Here is a 16,398-nt window from a genome sequence, read left to right as displayed (position 1 = left end):
TAGCCGCTTTGACTGCAGGCCGGCTCGCGCGGATTCTCGTCGCGGCCGGCCTGTTTCTCTTCCTCCTCTGGCGCGCGAACCCCGCTGCGGTGCTCGCCGCGGCGCGCGGCGCCAACCTGGCCTGGATCGCCGCGGCGGCCGGTCTCGTCCTGTTCGATCGCGCCCTGATGGCGTATCGCTGGCTGGTGCTGTTGCGCGCTGTCGAGCCGCGGCAGCGGCCGCCGCTCGCCGCCGTGCTGCGCGTGTTCTTCGTGAGCACCTTCGTCGGCACGTTCCTCCCCAGCGTCGGCGGCGACGTGGTGCGCGCGTACAGCCTCTCGTGCTACGGCGTGGACGCCGCACAGTCGGCGGCATCGGTCGCGATCGATCGGGTGCTCGGGGTCGCCTCGATCGCGATCGTAGGTGTGGCGGGCCTTGCGCTTGCCGGGGCCCGTTTCGCCGACCGGGGCGTGGCCGCCACGCTGGCGGTCTCGCTCGCCGTGTGCGCGGCGGGCGCGCTGGTCGTCTTCAGCGAGCGGGCGGCCGGCCTCGCGCGGCACGCCGCGCGCCGGCTGCCCGGCGCGCGCGTCCGGCATGCCGCTGAATCCCTGGTGGATGCCACCCGCCGCTACGCGCGCCATCGCGGCGGTCTCGCCAACGTGCTGGCCGGGTCCGCGGGGGTGCAACTGCTTCGGATCGTCCAGGCCTATTGCCTCGGCCGCGCGCTCGACATCGCGGCACCCTTCTCTGTCTATGCCGCGTTCGTGCCGCTGATTCTGCTGATCATGCTGCTGCCGATTACAATCAACGGCCTCGGCACGAGCCAGCTCGCGTTCGTCTGGTTCTTCGGTCAGGCCGGCGTTCCCCAGCCGGCTGCCTTCGCGCTGTCCGTGCTCTTCGTCGCATTGGGTGTTGTCGGGAACCTGCCCGGCGGGTTACTTTACGCCACCAGCGCGGGCGCCGCCTCGCCCGGCCGGCCGAAATAGATCCTCGCCGTGCTGTACGCGCTTCCCTTCGCCGCTGCCGCCTTGCCGGGAATCCCCCTTGGCCGAGCGCTCTTCGGCCCGCGTCATCCGGCCGCGTACGTGGGCGGGGCCATCCTGGGCTATGCCTTCAGCACGATAGGTCTCTGGGCGACGATCGCCGTGGGCGCGGCATCCAGGCCGGGGTTTCTGGCCGCATGGGCCGTCACGCTGGCGGCGGGCTGGATCGCCGCACGTGTGGTCCGGCCGCTGCCGATCTTCGCGTGGACGCGGGGCGACACGATCGCGCTCACCCTCGTGTGCGCGCTGACGCTGGCCGTGGCCGTACCCCCCTTCGCGCGCGTCGGCCAGCAGCAGCCGAACGGCGCGCGCCTGTATCGCGCCTATTTCACCGCCGACTTCGTGTGGCACATGGCGCTCACCGCGGAGGTCGGCAAGTTCCAGATGCCGCTGCGCAATCCATATCTCGCGCGGGAGCCCATTCATTACTACTGGGGCTATTTCATCGTCCCTGCGGCGGTCGCCGGGCGCGGCCCGGCGCCGCTGCGATCGATCGAAGCATCTCTGAAAGGCAACGCGATCGCCACCGGCCTGCTGTTCTGCGCCGTCCTGTACTTGCTGGCGCGCGTCGCGGCGGCGCGCCCCGCCGCCGCGGGGATCGCCGTTGCGCTGGCGATCGTGGCGAGCAGTGCCGAGGGCCTGTACGAGATGTGGCGGCTCTGGCGCCGCGATGTCCCGCTGTGGTACCTGCGGCACACCAACATCGACGCGATCGCGAACTGGCGGTTCCAGGGGCTGCGCATCGACGGTCTGCAGCGGGCGCTGTGGTACGTCCCGCAGCACACGATGGCGTACGCCGCGGGCGTTCTCGCGCTCGTCATCGGCGCGGCCGGCGGAGCGGTGGCGCCGATATCCGCGATTCTCGCCGGCGGCGTTGCGCTGGGCGCGTCGGTCCTCTGCAACCCTCTCGCCGGTGGGATGTTTTCCCTGGGCTACGCCGGCACGGTGATCGTGGATGCCGTCAGGACTGGCACGGTCCGGCGCGTCCCACTCCACGCGTTCGCGGCGCTGCCCGTGCTGGCCGCCATCGCGTGGTGCGCGGGCAACCACATGCTGGAAGGCGCCTCCCACGCGCTGACGTTCGGGCTCCACGGACTTGCGGCGAACGCGCCGATTGCGAGCCTTGCCGTGTCGCTTGGGCCCGTCCTGGCGGTCGCCCTCGCCGGCCTCATCGGTCCGCGAGGGCAGGCGCCGCTTGCCGCCGCGACACCTGCCCTTGTGATGATCCCGCTCTCGCTCGCGCTGATGCACTTCGTGAGCCTCGACGTGGACACGGCCTACATCGGCTTCCGTGCGGGACACATCCTGATCTGCGTGGCGGCCATGCTGATGGCGCGCGCGGCGATGGGGCTGTTCGACCGCGGACGTGTCGCGGGCGTCACGGCGGCGGTGATCGCGGCCGCGGCGATTGCGGGCCTTCCCACAACGGCGATCGACTGGTACAACGCGCGCGACACGGCCAACTACGAGCGCAGCATCGGCGGATTTCGCTGGACGATCGACCTGACCCCTGACGAGCAGGAGGCGTTCCGGTGGCTCAAGCGCGCGACGCCCGCTGGAGCCATCGTCCAGATGGAGCCCATCAGCCGGGGACGCGAGACGTGGAGCCTGATACCCAGCTTTGCCGAGCGCCGGATGGCCGCGGGCCTGCCGATCTCCCTCCTGAAGGTGCCCGCCTACAACGAGCGCTCCCGCGAGGTGCAGGAGATGTACGAGACCGCCGATGCCGGAGAGGCGCGCCGGATTGCGGCGCGGCTGGGCATCGAATACATCTACGCCGATCGCGTGGAGCGGGCGCTCTATCCCTCAGGGATCGAGAAGTTCGAGCTGCATCCCGAGTTCTTCACGCCGGTGTTCAGCAATCTCGAAGTGCGCGTCTTCGCCGTTCACTGAATCAGGCCGGCGGCCGCCGGCGCAGGGCCTCTTCAATCATCGCAAGCTCGTCGGGCGTGTTGACGCCGACGGCCTCGATATCTTCGGTGGCGGGAAACGTCACGATCGCACGCCGCGCGGCCAGCCAGGGAATGAACGGCAGGAAATTCCGCTCGCCCGTCGCAGCGCCCGCCTCGACGGCGCGTTCCGCCGCGAACCGCGGCAGGTCCTCCAGATAGGCGTCGCGGGACAGGCTGAACACCCCCATCTCGCTCTCCCCCGCCGCCGGCATCGGGTCGTGTTCCCGCCTGTACCGCACGCGAACGATCCTGCCGGTCTCGTCGCGCTCGAGCAGCGTGTAGGGATGCGCGCGATGCAAGGTCGGCAGAGCAAGGGCCACGCCCGGCCGGTCCGACGTCCGCGCGAGCGCCGCCACCGTCTCGTCGCGCACCGCCACCTGATCCGCCCACGTGATCCAGATCGTCTCCGCGTTCGCCGCGCGCACGGCACCCGATGCGAGCAGGATCGCATCCAGCATGCCCGTGGGGACGGCCTGGACCGCGAAGTCGACGGCGCCAGGCTGGACACGCGCGCAGTGCTCGCGAACCGCCTGCTCGGATTCGGGGTTCACGACGATAACGAAGCGCCCAACGTAGGGCCGGTACAGCGCAAAGAGGTGATCGAGCATGGGACGGCCCGCCACCGGTACCAGCGCCTTCGGCAGGGCCGAGTTCAGGCGCGTGCCGCGGCCGGCGGCGGGAACCACGAGCATCCGCTCAGGCATGCCTCTCGCGCCCTCCGGCACACACGATGACTCGCAGGCGCTCACTGGACATCCGCGCGCCGCTTCCAGATGTAGATCGTGGGACCCGGTCGTGACACCCCGTAGAACCCTGCGTACGGCATGAAGAACGCGTCCTGGTAATCGTAGACATTCCGTCGCTCGGATGCGGGCAATCCACGAATGACCCGGACCAGCTCGTAGCCCGCCTTGATGTCCTGCTGCATGCGCGGCGCGACGTAGCTGTACGGCAGCGGTGACTCGTGGACCACGATGTACTGGGGCAGCCCCGCGCGGGGGGACGCGCGGCGCCGGTGGAGATCGACGTAAGTACCCCACGCTTCCCAGTACTCCCAGTTGCGATAGGGCGCGTCGAAACCGAACCCTACTCGACCGTACTCGGAGCCGGATTGCGCGATGGTCGCACCCCGCGGGATGTGTGCACGCGCCCATTCCGCGGCAACCACGCGCGTGTCGCGCCGGCTGAGAAGGCGATCGAAGTCGACCGAACTTGCGAGCGTCGGGACCGCAATGATGGAGATCAGGGCAGCAGCCCCCGCGAGGACCAGCATCTTCGGGCACGCGCGACCGAGTCGCGTGAACAGGGCGTCGACTGCGACCGCCGCGGCGTAGCTGACAAACGGCACCAGCGGCACGGCGTAGCGCACGAACAACAGCCGCGATTCTCCCGCGAGCGCGTAATACGGCAGGACGAAGGCGCCCAGCACTGCCGCCTCTGCGGGCCGACGGCGGAGGATCACAATCGCTCCCGCCGCGGCCGCTGCCAGCATCGGCCAGCCGACGCCGTACCGGAGTGTCACGACGAGATGGTAGGCCCAGCCGCTGCCGAGATGATGCTGCGTCTTCATGCCCATCGAATACGACTCGGACAGCAGCGCCATGCCCAGGCGAAATCGTTCGAAGTCAAACACGACGTACGGGTTGAGGACCAGGAATACCGCGGCGCCGAGGGCCGCGTGTTTCAGGCTGCTCATGATGAGCCCGCGGGTGTCGATCCAGCCCTTCGTCCGCCAGACCAGCAACACCGCCGCGACGGAGAGCGCCGCCGGCACGGCGGAGTACTTGGTGGACAATGCCAGGGACGCCGTGCAGGTGCCGGCGAGCAGCGCGCGCGTGTCGTGCGCCTCGGCGGCCCGCACGAGCGCGGCGAGCGCGACCCAGCACAGGAACGTCATCGGCACGTCGGCCGTTGCGTAGTGCGAATCCCGAACGTGGAGGAAGGCGACGCTCAGAAACAACGCCGCGATCAGCCCCGCCTGGCGCCCGCTCGTACGAGTTGCGAGACGGTGGATCACGATCAGCGTCAGCACGCCCAGCACGGCGCTGATCCATCGGCCGAGGAGGAACAGTGGCGGCCAGTACTGCGTCCAGGTGCGCAGGAACTGCGCGAAGGTATCGAACCAGCCCGCCGTCACGGCGATGGCGCCGTACACCGCGTAGGCGACCGCAAGCAAGTACGGCATGAGCCGCGGATAATCGAAAAACAGCGGCCAGAAGCGGCCCTGGAGGAACTCCATCGCGACGCCGGCGAGCGCGCTCTCGTCGGGGCGCGCCGGGATGTCCGGCAGCCCGAAGCCAATACCCCACACGCGCAACGCAAAGCCCAGCGCCACGATTGCCGCGAGCAGCAGGTGGTGCGCGTTCATCTGCGCATCGGATCTTCGATCCGCTCCCACCGCAGGCGGAACACCGTCACTCCGTCAGAACCGGCCACGTGCTGCAGCCCACGATGCTCCGGCGCTTCTCCGTCGCCGTGGTAGACGACGACGTGGGTGACACCGACGCGCTCGAGATACGCAAGCGCGCGTTCGTCGGGAAACGTCTGCAACTCGGTCCAGTGATGCACGTAGCTCGAAGGCACGAAACCGGAGTATCCATTCAGCATCGGCTTCCAGTGAAGCGTGGAGTCGAGCATGTACTGCACGTTGCCGAACGGCACGGACGGGGAGGCCATCGGAAAGACGACGACGACCGCCCGCGGCTCGCCTGAGAGCAGGCCTGCGACCGCTGCCGGCTCCCTCGCGGGATAGTAGCCGATAGGCGCCACCCAGCTTTCCGCTGTCGCGATGACAATCGCCGTCACTGCCAGAACGCCCGCGACGCCCGGGCGTCGTATGCGGTGCCGGAGGTGAGCCAGCCCGAAACCGGCGAGCGCCGCGAGGGCGATCAGCGCCAGGTGCCCCGCGCGGACGGGTGCGCGGATGCCCTTCAACATCGGAACCGCTTGATACAACCAACCGTAGCCCGGAAGATTGGTGCCGAACGACAGGAGAATTCCCACGACGACGATCGCCAGCCACATGCGGACTCGCGTGTCGCGCCAGCGTGCCGCCACGGCGATGGCGCCTAGGCCGAGCGCCAGAACCCCGGGAAACAGCGGCGTCTTGCCCCCCGTACCCCAGACCACGTGGCTCCACGCCGCGAAGTGCAGCCGGCCGGGCGTGCTCAGGTAGTCACGCCAGGATCCGGAATACAGGGCCACGTCGTCGAGGCTCCGCACGATGCCAAGCGAGCGACTGACGTCGTAATACGGCCACAGGAACGGAACGACGATCAACATAGCGATACCCAGGGCCGCACCGGCCGGAACAACCAGCGGCCGCGCCCGCTCCCCCCACCAGTCCATCGGTCGCGCCAGCGCGGCAGCCACAAGCGCGAAGGCGGCGAACACGAACCAGTAGTAGGACGTGAGACCCTGCAGCGCGAAAAACGACCCGAGCGCAAGCCCGGTCAGGACGCGCGGGGACGCCAGCAGCCGGTCCAGACAGTAGATCGCAAGCGGGAGAAACTCCACGTGCAGGGCCTGCAGATGAGGAATGCGCGTGAAGCTGTGCGCGTTGAACGCCGCGAGCGAGCCGGCGGCGACCGCGGCGACGGTGTCTCCCGTCCAGCGGTGGACGACAAGGCACATCCCCCAGCCGGTGAGCGCGAATCCGGCCAGCACGAGGAGGTTGTACGCGAGGACGGGAGACGCGCCGGCGGCGAACAGCGGCACGCCCATCAGCCCCTGCACGATCATGTGCTCGGAGAAGGCCAGCGTCCTCTGCTCCGGGTAGAAGATGTTGGCGTCGAACAGCCGGACGGGATCGCGGGGAAGCTGGTGCGCCACCCACGCGATGGCCCACTCGTTGAGGACGGTATCGGCGTTGTCGTTCCGCGAGAGCGTGCCGGGCGCGGACGCGAGCGGCCACGTGTGGACCACAGCCAACACAGAGAACAGCGCGAGCAGGCCGATGGCGCGCCGGGCGTTCATGGGGTCAGCGAATCGCGAATCTCGAGCTCCCGCTTGATGGCGTCGAAAAACAGCTGGGCCACGGCCCCATACCCGAGCGTGTTCAGGTGCAGCCCGTCGCTGCTCATGAGGTCAGGACGCGCGCTGATGGCGGCATGGACGTCCACGAGCACGACACCCTCCGCCTGCGCGAGCGCCCGGAGGCGATCGTTGAAGACCGGAACCTCCGCGGCAGCCTCAGGAGAGATCCCCTTCGTGCCGGCAGGATTGATCGGAGGGATCGTCGCGAGAAACACGCGGACGCCCCGGCTCTGTGCCTGGTCGATCATCTTGCGCATGCCGTCCACGGCACGCGCAAGCAGGTCATCCGGGCTCGCGGGGTCCGCGGTCAGATCGTTGGTGCCCTCCATGAGCAGCACGACTTCCGGCCGCGCCGCATCGAGGTCCACCGGCAGCCGTTTCTGGGCGCCGGGGCTGTGCTGCGAGGCGCCCGAGATCAACTCCCCCCCTACGCCGTCCGGAATCACCGCCAGCGACTGCCCGCGGAAGTGCGCGCGGAGCAGCGCGTCCAGCTGTTGCGGGTAGGAGTTCGGGTAGTCGACGATCCGAAACGTGGGCATTTCGTTGGTGACGCCCTCGGTCAAGCTGTCGCCGAACGCCAGGAACCGCGAGAGCGCCAGCCGCGGCGGGCGTACCACCGTCACGTTGAAGCTGCAGATCGTGCCGCGGCCCGTGCTGTCGACGACGCTACAGGTGACGGTGCTCGTGCCGAGGCCGACCGCCGTACCGCTGGGCGGCGTGCACGTCACCTCGTACGGAGGCGTGCCCCCGCTCGCGCCCGGCGCCGAATAGGTCACGGCAACCGGCCCGCCATCCGGAGAATCGAGCTGGATGTCCGCCGGGCACTGCGTGAACGGGCCCGCAGGCGGCGCCGTGGGCCCTTTGCCGCCGCAGTGCGCGGCCGCCATGGACAGGATCACGGCAGCCGACACGCGGCACAGCCATCCGGCGCGAGGAGAAGGACTGGTCACCACCGACGAGGAGATCAGGGATAGCGCCGCCCAAGGGCGGCGGGCTCGCCCGCTTCGTCAGTCCGCGGCGATGCTTCGAGCACTTCGCGAATGACGTAGGTGGGCTTGTCCTGGGACTCGTGGTACGTGCGGATCTGCAGCTCCGCAAGCAGGCCGAGCGTGATTAACTGGAAGCCGCTGAAGATGAGCAGAATGCCCAGGAGCAGCAGCGGACGGTCTGCAATCGACTGGTTGCCGAACAGCCGGAGATACGCGAGATACGCGTTGATCACCGCGCCCAGGGTCGCCATGACGATGCCGAGCACGCCGAACATCTGGAGCGGCCGCGTCGAGTAGCTGAGAAGGAACTTGACCGTGAGCAGGTCGAGGATCACGCGGAGCGTGCGCGAAATGCCGTAGTTGGACCGCCCATGCACCCGCGCGCGGTGGTTCACCGGGCGCTGCGAGATCCGGACTCCCTGCTCGCTGGCAATCGCCGGCAGGAAGCGGTGCATCTCGCCGTACAGCCGCAGGGGTTTCACCACTTCGGCGCGAAACACCTTCAGCGAGCAGCCGTAGTCGTTCAGCCGCACGCCCGTCGCCCACGAGATCACCCGGTTCGCGATCATCGACGGCAGCCGCCGGTTCAGGAACGGATCTTTGCGGTCCTTCCGCCAGCCGCACGCGATATCGTCGCCATCTTCGATCATCTCGACGAGCGCGGGGATGTCGCGCGGATCGTTCTGGAGGTCGCCATCCATCGTGACGATGTAGCGGCCGCGCGCGTGGGCGAAGCCGGCCGCGAACCCGGCGGTCTGGCCGAAGTTGCGGCGGAAGCGGATGACCCGCAACCGCGGCTCGCCCGCCTGGATCTCGCGAAGCAGCCGGAACGTGTCATCCGTGCTGCCATCGTCGATGACGAGGATTTCAAAGGGGCGCCCCCAGCGCGACAGCTCGGCCACCAGCTCACGGCAGAGCTCGCGGACGTTCTCCGCCTCGTTGCGTACGGGGACGACCACAGACAGGTCCGGCTGCATCTGGAAGTTCTTGATTATATTACTGTTTCACTGTCTTTCGACGCCGGATCCGCCACAGCCAGCAAAGCACGCCGAGCGCCATCAGTCCGATGGTGAACCAGGCGGCGGGCTTCAGGTTGTCGTTCAGGAACGCGATGGCGGCTTTGCCGTACCACAACGCCAGCAGCGCTTCGCCGAAGTAGCGGGCGCCGCGGCCGATCGCCACCGCGGTGATGAACCGCGCCGATGACATCCCCGCAACCCCCGCCATCAGGACGAAGATCTTGAAAGGGGCGGGCGGCGGCAGGATCGCCGGGACGATGAGCACCCAGATGCCGTAACGCTGGAACAAATCGAGGCCGCGATCGACGTGCCGCCGGTGGAAACGCTTGCGAACCCACGCCTCTCCTCCCTTTCGAGCCAGGAAGAAGATCGCGTAACAGCCTGCAACCGACCCCGCGGTGGCCATCGTCGCGTAGAGCAGCGTGCGCCCCGGGTGCTGCGTGGTCATCCACACGAGCAGTACGTCGGTCACTTCCGGCAAGGAGAGAAACGACGAGTCGAGAAAGGAAATCAGGAAGACGCCCGGCGCTCCGAGGGCCATCGCGAAGCCCTGGAACCAGGCTGCCAACCTGCGGATCAAGACAGGCCCCTGCGGGTCAAACAACACTCCGTTGCATGAGATAAACTGCGGAGCTTGTGATCATAACAGACCGCACTGGCGTGGGGCACGTGCGCAGCGCGAACCGGCTCGCGATCGGCAGCGCGATCGCCGTGGCGCTCGCCGGCCTGGCGGCCGCGTTGTATTACGCACGGCTCGACCTGACGCTCAGCCACTACGACGCGAAAGGGCACCTCGTCGTGGCGCGCCGGGTGATCGACAGCCTCACACCGGGCTGGCAACAGATCGGGGCGGTTTGGCTGCCGCTTCCCCACCTGCTGAACCTGCTCCCCGTCCAGGTGGACGCCCTCTATCGAACCGGCGCGTCCGGTGTGGCGATTTCAATTGCGAGTGGCGCGCTTGCCGCGTACTCCCTCGCGGCGGCGATTCAGCGCCACACCGCGCCGAAGAGCGGCGCGATTGCAGCCGTCACACTCCTCGCGCTGAACCCCAACACGCTCTATCTCCAGAGCACGCCGATGACAGAGCCGCTGCTCGTCGCGCTCCTGCTGTGGTCTGTGCTCGCCGTCACGCGGTGGCTCGACGGCCCGCGGGACTCCGCAGGCGCCCGGCGCCATGCGGGGGTCTCGCTCTTTCTCGCGTGCTGGACGCGATACGAGGCCTGGCCGGTCACCGGCGCGCTGCTCGGCCTCGCTCTCGCCGCGCGTCTACGGCGGGGTGAGCACGCGGCGCGTGCAGCGATCGACGTCGCACGCCTGGCAGCGTACCCTGCGGCCGCCGCGGCGCTCTTCGTCATCATCAGCCGGATGACGGTCGGTGAATGGTTCGTGAGCAGCGGGTTCTTCGTGCCTGAAAACCCGGCGCTCGGACACCCCCTGGTGGCCGCCGGCCAAGTACTGGGCGGGGCAATCACCATCGCCGGTGCGCCGCTCGTGGCCGCCGGTCTCGCATCCGCCGTGGCGATCGCCATCCTCGCCATCGCGAGACCTGCGCGCGCGTCGATGCTGTTGCTCCTGGCGCCTGTCGCCGCGGCCGCGCTTCCCTGGTACGCATTTCTGCAGGGACATCCCTATCGCGTGCGGTACATGGTTGTGCACGTCGCGTCGATGGCGCTCGTGTCCGGCGCCGCGATCGGTCTGCTGCGTCTGCGGCTGGCTGCGGCCTCCGCCGCTATCCTGGTCCTCGGTACCGTGGCCGTGCGCCCGCCGCTCGATCCCACCGCCGCGATGGTCCGCGAGGCGCAGTGGGACAGGCCGAACGCCGCTGCGAGACGCGCGGTGACCGCTTACCTGCGCGAGCACTGGGACCACGAGCCGATCATGGCGAGCATGGGATCCCTGGGGCATTACATGCAGGAGCTGTCGCACGCGGACATCCGCATCGGCGACTTCCTGCACGAGGGAAACGGCGATCTCTGGAAAGCGGCGCTGCCGCGGCCGGCGGCGCACGTGCGGTGGATGCTGATCGAGGAGAAGGCTGAAGGCGGAGACATGCTGGCGGCGCGCGCCCGCACGGATCCCGCCTTCCTCAGGGGATTCTCACGCGTCGCCGCGGGTGGCGGCGTGGCCCTGTACCGCAGGCAGAGCTGACCACAGGGGACGCGTCCCCTGTGGTTCAAATCCGGAGTTCAGAACCGGAAGCCCAGCGTGAAGTTCCCGTTCCAGCCCCCCAGATCGATCTTGCTCGCGATGAACCCGTCTTCGCCACCCGTGGGCAGGTCCCCCTCGCCGCTCTGGTAGCGCAGCTCGCCGCCCACGAGCAGGCGATCGCCAACCGGGTACCGGAGCCCGCCAAGGAACACCGGAGCGACCGTCGAACCTTTCCCGACGTACCGCGCCGGAAAGATGGCGTTGTCCGAGGGATCGATGAAGTCCCCCGCCTCGCTGAACCGATAGTTCAGCCGCGACACGCCCGCACCGAGATACGGCTGGAATCCCTTGTATTTTCCCATCGGAAAGACGCGCAGTGTCGCTGTCACGGGCGCGATGCGGAGCCGCAGGTCCTGCTCGATCTCCGATCCGTTCGGCCGCACCGAAAGCTCGTAGATGCTCGGCACGGTCCGGCGATAGTACGACGCGCCCACGCCCGCCTCCAGGTAGTCGCCGAGGCCAATCAGCCATTCGGCGCCGATGTTCCCGCCCGCGAAGTCGCCAATCTCGAACAGCAGCGGGTCGCCGCTGCTCAACTCGGCGAGCAGCACGTCGTCGTCCACGCGGCCGTCCTGACCTTTGGGAGCGAAAAAGCCGGCCGTCAACGTGATCGACTGGGACTGGGCCATCGCCGCGGCGGGTGCGAGTAGAAAGGCAATGGCGAGGGCGCCAAGGATCATCCGCCCCATCTTCGAGCGCAGCATGGTTCTGACCTCCGACTCGGGCAACATGCCCACTGACCGGCTGAGCATGGCATGTGCCAGAGCCGGGTAAGGGGGACAGTCACACTTTTCCCTCGGGAAAACGCCGGAAAAGTGTGACTGTCCCCCTTATCCCGCTGCGCCTTGTCCCGACCCCTTTTTCGGTCATTCCGTCCGCTTTCGTGAACGGTACTTGGCGATGGTGTCGAGCATGGCGTCGTGAATCCGGCCGTTTGATGCGACGATCTCGCCGGATCGAGGTGTGAACAGGCCGCCGTCGAAGCCCGTCACTTTGCCGCCGGCCTCCTCGACGATCAGCGCGCCCGCGGCGATGTCCCACGGACTCAACAGCCGCTCCCAGAACCCGTCGAGGCGTCCCGCGCCGACGTAGCACAGATCGATGGCCGCCGATCCCAGGCGGCGCACGGCGCGCGCCCTTCCCACGAACTCCGCGAACAGCCCGACGATCTCTTCCACGATGGCGTGCACGTTGTACGGGAACCCGGTGCACAGCATCGAGTCGATGAGCTGTTCGGACGCCGAGACTCGCAGCGGCACCCCGTTCAGCCGCGCACCACCGCCGCGCTCGGCGGTAAACAGCTCCTGGCGGCTCGGATCGAACACGGCGGCCACCTCAACCCGCCCATCGATTTCAAGAGCGAGCGACGAGCAGAAAATGGGCATGCCGTGGGCGTAATTCGTCGTCCCATCGACCGGGTCGAACAGCCAGCAGTAACGCGAGCCCGCCTCCCCCTCCGTGCCCGCGCCGAACTCCTCGGCGAGGATGCGATGGCTGGGGAACCGCTCGGCCACGAGCGCGCGGAACATGCGCTCGATCTCGAGATCCACCTCCGTGACGAGGTCGATGTCTCCCTTCTTCTCGATGTGCTGGAGCTTGCCGAAATGGGCGGCCTGGATCGCGCCGGCGCGGGTGACCACCTCGATGGCGGTCGCAAGATAGATCGGATCAAGAGGCATGACCGAGCTTCTTCACCATCCTCACCTCCATCCCGCCTTCCGGGACGCGGCGCACCTGCACGTCGTCCATGAAGCTGCGCATGAAAAAGATTCCGCGCCCGCTCGACTTGAGCACGTTCTCGGGCGCGAGGGGATTCCCGACGTCCTCCACTTCGAAGCCCCCGCCCTGATCCACGATCCGCACGACGAGCTCGGTCGGCGAGTCCGGCGCGTCCAGCGCGAACTCGATGGTGACGATCTTCGATCGGTCCTCGCGGTTCCCGTGCTTGATCGCGTTGATGACCGACTCGCGCACGGCGACGCCGACCCAGTGAACGGCGTCCTCGTCCAGCCCGTACATGCGCCCCAGTTCGTCGCTCACGACCTGGACGAAGTCGAGCATTTCGAACGTGCTGTGGATCTGCAGGCGGACGACGCGCTGGCGGTCGCTGGTCATGCAGGCTGAAAGGATAAGATACAACAAGAACGCCGCAGGCCACCGCCATGACCCTCGCGCACCATGCCATCACCGTCCTTCCTGCCGCCCGCCTCCGCGGGACGCTGGAGGTGCCGGGAGACAAGTCCATTTCGCACCGCTACGCGCTGCTGGCCGCGATCGCCGCCGGTCGTTCGCGGATTTCCGGCTACGCGCCCGGCGCTGACTGCGCCGCCACGCTCGCGTGTCTCTCCGCCCTGGGCGTCGATGTGGGCCGTACGGCCGGCGGCCAGGTCGAGATCGCGGGCCGTGGTCTTCGCGGCCTCTCGTCGCCGGGTGAGCCGCTCGACGCCCGCAACTCCGGCACGACCATGCGGCTGCTGGCCGGTGTCCTGGCCGCACACCCGTTCGACACGACGATTGTCGGCGACGCGTCGCTCAGCCGGCGGCCGATGCGGCGTGTCATGGAGCCGCTCTCGCGCATGGGCGCCCGGCTCGACTCTGACGCCGGCGGCCGGCCGCCCCTGCGGATTCATGGCACCGACCTCCACGGCATCGAATACGTGATGCCCATCGCCAGCGCGCAGGTGAAGAGCGCCGTGCTGCTGGCGGGCCTCCACGCGCGCGGCACCACCGTCGTGCGCGAGGCGGTGGCCACGCGAGATCATACGGAACGGGCGCTCCGCGCGTTCGGCGCCCCGCCGCGTGTCAGCGGGGACGCGATCGCGGTTGACGGAGGGCGCGGTCTCACGGGCGCCGTGCTTCACGTGCCCGGCGACGCCTCCTCTGCCGCGTTTTTCGGCATCGCCGCCGCGGCGATCCCGGGGTCGGACGTGCGGATCGCGCGCGTGGGCCTCAACCCGTCGCGCGTGGCGTGGGTGGACGTGCTTCGGCGCGCCGGCGCGCGCGTCGAGGTGGACGTCGATGCCGAAGAGGGTGGCGAGCCGCTGGGCACGATTCGCGTCAGGCACGGCTCGCTTTCACCGCTCGAAATCGGCGCGGCCGAAGTGCCGGCGGTGATCGACGAGCTGCCGGCGCTGGCGGCGCTGGCCACGCACGCAGGCGAGATCCGCGTCACCGGCGCGGGAGAGCTGCGGGCGAAGGAGAGCGACCGCATCACGTCGGTCGTGAGCGGCCTGCGCGCGCTCGGCGCCGAGGCCGAGGAACTGCCCGATGGCTTCGTCGTCCGGGGCGCCCACGCGCTCGCCGGAGGTATTGCCGATGCGGCCGGGGATCACCGCCTCGCGATGGCATTCGCGATCGCCGCGCTCGGCGCGCGGCACGCCTGCACGATCACCGGCGCGGATGCCGTGGCGGTGTCGTACCCGGGATTTTTCGCGGATCTCGAGAGGCTGCGCACCTGATGGCCTCGATCCACCGCGACAAGATCTATCTGGTGGGCTTCATGGCCGCCGGGAAGACCAGCGTGGCCCGGCTGCTGGCCGACCACCTGCACTGGCGCGCCGAGGACATCGATGAGCTGATCGAGGCGCGCGAGCGGATGACGGTCACCGACATCTTCTCCCGCTTCGGGGAGCCGTATTTCCGGACCGCCGAGCGCGAGATGCTGCGGATCGTCCTGCCGCTGCGCAATACCGTCGTGGCCACCGGCGGGGGAACGTTCGCCGACCAGGACAACCGCGCGGCCATCATGCTGGACGGGCTCTCGGTGTGGATCGATGTACCCTTCGCCGAGATCGTGGCGCGATTGCCGCCCGACGGCCGGCGCCCGCTCTCCGGCGACCTGGCGCAGCTCGAACGGCTGTATCATGTGCGGCGTCCCGCGTACCAGCAGGCTCACGTCCGCGTCGATGCCTCGGGTGCTCGCGTGACCGAGGTCGTCGAGCAGATCGTCGATGCGTTATCTCGTCCTCTCTGACATTCACGCGAACCTCGAAGCGCTCGAGGCGGCGCTCGCCGCCGCCGCCGGTGGGCACGATCGCGTGCTGGTGCTTGGGGACCTGGTCGGCTACGGTGCCGAGCCCAACCGCGTCGTCGAGCGGATCCGCGCGCTCTCCCCCGCGTTCATCATCCGCGGCAACCACGACAAGGCGGCCTGCGGGATCGACGACGCGTTGTCGTTCAATCCGGTGGCGCGCCGGGCCGCCGAATGGACGTACGAGACGCTGACGGCCGACAATCGCGAGTTTCTGCGGGACCTGGCTGCCGGCCCCGTGCTGGTCGACAGGGACATCGAGATCTGCCACGGCGCGCCGTTTGACGAAGACGCCTACATCTTCGACGCGGCGGACGCCTGGCGCGCCCTCGAGCTTACCAGAGCCGGCCTCTGCTTCTTCGGCCACACGCACATTGCCGTGGCGTTTCTTCGCAGCGGGCAGGCCTTCGAGGCCATCGTGCCGGAGAACGGGGAGACGACCGTACAGGCGCGAAACGGCCGGCGGCTGCTGGTCAATCCTGGTTCGGTCGGCCAGCCGCGCGACGGGGACGCGCGCGCGGCCTTCGCCATCTACGATGATCAGACGGGAGTCGTGGTGCTGCGCCGGGTCGACTATCCGATCGCCCAGGCGCAGGAGAAAATCATCGCGGCGGGCCTGCCGCGCGCTCTGGCGAACCGGCTGTCCGTGGGACGTTGAGGCCACTGCCCACTACACCTTCACTCTTCCTTCTGCCTCGCCCTGCGCGCGGCGTCCTTTCGCTGTTCGGACGCGTAGGCGTCGGCGGCGGCGCGGGACCCCAGCACCCATCCGATCACGATCCCGACCAGCAGGACCGCGGGGATGAAGATGAGGTGCGCCGCCGACATCTCCGAAAGGTTCATGTCCGGCTGCGCTCCCCGACGCGGCGCGCGACCTCTCCCAGTTCCTTCTCGACCTTCTGCAGACGCCGCCAGATCGAAAAGAGATAGAAGAAGATGGCCAGCCACGCCACGGCGTAGGCGGCGATGACGAGCGGAGCGGCCGGGATCTGGTCGGCCTGCGGGAGTTCGTCGACCGGAACGAACTCGCTCTGCTGGGCGGGTGGTCGAGGCTGTTGCGCGTGGGCGGCCGCGCGCGCGGGCACGAGCGACGCGATCAACAGCGCGGCGCAAAGAACGCGAGTGAGCGTGGTCAACATGCTA

General features: G+C 68.6%; 17 protein-coding genes. 6 read left to right on the top strand and 11 right to left on the bottom strand.

Annotation, left to right across the window (positions count from 1 at the left end; all coding sequences use genetic code 11):
- Positions 1-8: 8 nt before the first annotated feature.
- The gene (locus HYU53_09265) at positions 9-965 is read left to right on the top strand and encodes a flippase-like domain-containing protein (protein ID MBI2221383.1); all 957 of its coding nucleotides are present in this window, start codon (positions 9-11) and stop codon (positions 963-965) included.
- Between the two features lie 9 nt (positions 966-974).
- On the top strand, positions 975-2,915 hold the full coding sequence (locus HYU53_09260) for a hypothetical protein (GenBank protein ID MBI2221382.1): 1,941 nt from the start codon (positions 975-977) through the stop codon (positions 2,913-2,915).
- Between the two features lies 1 nt (position 2,916).
- Here the strand turns inward: HYU53_09260 and HYU53_09255 are convergent, their stop codons facing one another.
- The 6 genes from HYU53_09255 to HYU53_09230 are packed head-to-tail and all read right to left on the bottom strand — an operon-like array spanning position 2,917 to position 9,585.
- Positions 2,917-3,678: an NTP transferase domain-containing protein gene (locus HYU53_09255; protein ID MBI2221381.1), complete on the bottom strand. Its 762-nt coding sequence runs from the start codon at positions 3,676-3,678 to the stop codon at positions 2,917-2,919.
- A 41-nt stretch (positions 3,679-3,719) separates the two neighbouring features.
- Positions 3,720-5,342, bottom strand: a complete 1,623-nt coding sequence (locus HYU53_09250) for a glycosyltransferase family 39 protein (protein MBI2221380.1) — start codon at positions 5,340-5,342, stop codon at positions 3,720-3,722.
- A complete protein-coding gene (locus HYU53_09245) occupies positions 5,339-6,949 on the bottom strand; it encodes a hypothetical protein (GenBank protein MBI2221379.1) in 1,611 nt (536 codons plus the stop codon). The genes HYU53_09250 and HYU53_09245 overlap by 4 nt, the downstream gene beginning before the upstream one ends.
- Positions 6,946-7,920, bottom strand: coding sequence for an SGNH/GDSL hydrolase family protein (locus HYU53_09240; protein MBI2221378.1), 975 nt, complete (start codon positions 7,918-7,920; stop codon positions 6,946-6,948). Before HYU53_09240 ends, HYU53_09245 begins: the two co-directional genes overlap by 4 nt.
- A gap of 53 nt (positions 7,921-7,973) precedes the next feature.
- The gene (locus HYU53_09235) at positions 7,974-8,975 is read right to left on the bottom strand and encodes a glycosyltransferase family 2 protein (GenBank protein MBI2221377.1); all 1,002 of its coding nucleotides are present in this window, start codon (positions 8,973-8,975) and stop codon (positions 7,974-7,976) included.
- A 19-nt stretch (positions 8,976-8,994) separates the two neighbouring features.
- A complete protein-coding gene (locus HYU53_09230) occupies positions 8,995-9,585 on the bottom strand; it encodes a DedA family protein (GenBank protein ID MBI2221376.1) in 591 nt (196 codons plus the stop codon).
- A gap of 101 nt (positions 9,586-9,686) precedes the next feature.
- Between HYU53_09230 and HYU53_09225 the strand changes: the two genes are divergently transcribed.
- Positions 9,687-11,165 carry a hypothetical protein gene (locus HYU53_09225; GenBank protein MBI2221375.1) on the top strand — a complete coding sequence of 493 codons (1,479 nt, stop codon included), beginning with the start codon at positions 9,687-9,689 and terminating at the stop codon, positions 11,163-11,165.
- A 38-nt stretch (positions 11,166-11,203) separates the two neighbouring features.
- Here HYU53_09225 and HYU53_09220 read toward each other — a convergent pair whose 3' ends face one another.
- The 3 genes from HYU53_09220 to HYU53_09210 all read right to left on the bottom strand — a co-directional run bounded on the left by HYU53_09220 (position 11,204) and on the right by HYU53_09210 (position 13,340).
- Positions 11,204-11,977, bottom strand: coding sequence for a hypothetical protein (locus HYU53_09220; GenBank protein MBI2221374.1), 774 nt, complete (start codon positions 11,975-11,977; stop codon positions 11,204-11,206).
- A 114-nt stretch (positions 11,978-12,091) separates the two neighbouring features.
- A complete protein-coding gene (locus tag HYU53_09215) occupies positions 12,092-12,904 on the bottom strand; it encodes an inositol monophosphatase (protein ID MBI2221373.1) in 813 nt (270 codons plus the stop codon).
- Positions 12,894-13,340, bottom strand: a complete 447-nt coding sequence (locus HYU53_09210) for an ATP-binding protein (GenBank protein ID MBI2221372.1) — start codon at positions 13,338-13,340, stop codon at positions 12,894-12,896. Before HYU53_09210 ends, HYU53_09215 begins: the two co-directional genes overlap by 11 nt.
- Before the next feature lie 47 nt (positions 13,341-13,387).
- Here HYU53_09210 and aroA point away from each other — a divergent pair, with 47 nt between their 5' ends.
- From aroA to HYU53_09195, 3 genes are read left to right on the top strand one after another with little or no spacing between them, the layout of a single operon-like run.
- On the top strand, positions 13,388-14,683 hold the full coding sequence (aroA, locus tag HYU53_09205; GenBank protein MBI2221371.1) for a 3-phosphoshikimate 1-carboxyvinyltransferase: 1,296 nt from the start codon (positions 13,388-13,390) through the stop codon (positions 14,681-14,683).
- Positions 14,683-15,198 carry a shikimate kinase gene (locus HYU53_09200; protein ID MBI2221370.1) on the top strand — a complete coding sequence of 172 codons (516 nt, stop codon included), beginning with the start codon at positions 14,683-14,685 and terminating at the stop codon, positions 15,196-15,198. Before aroA ends, HYU53_09200 begins: the two co-directional genes overlap by 1 nt.
- A complete protein-coding gene (locus tag HYU53_09195; protein ID MBI2221369.1) occupies positions 15,176-15,913 on the top strand; it encodes a metallophosphoesterase family protein in 738 nt (245 codons plus the stop codon). The genes HYU53_09200 and HYU53_09195 overlap by 23 nt, the downstream gene beginning before the upstream one ends.
- Positions 15,914-15,933: 20 nt before the next feature.
- Here HYU53_09195 and HYU53_09190 read toward each other — a convergent pair whose 3' ends face one another.
- Entirely contained in the window at positions 15,934-16,098 is a 165-nt protein-coding gene (locus HYU53_09190) for a hypothetical protein (protein ID MBI2221368.1), read from the bottom strand.
- Positions 16,095-16,394, bottom strand: a complete 300-nt coding sequence (locus HYU53_09185; GenBank protein ID MBI2221367.1) for a CcmD family protein — start codon at positions 16,392-16,394, stop codon at positions 16,095-16,097. Before HYU53_09185 ends, HYU53_09190 begins: the two co-directional genes overlap by 4 nt.
- Positions 16,395-16,398: the final 4 nt, after the last annotated feature.

The organism is Acidobacteriota bacterium, from assembly GCA_016184105.1.
In the GTDB taxonomy this organism is placed as follows: domain Bacteria; phylum Acidobacteriota; class Vicinamibacteria; order Vicinamibacterales; family 2-12-FULL-66-21; genus JACPDI01.
This window is presented reverse-complemented; position numbering and strand designations above follow the sequence as displayed.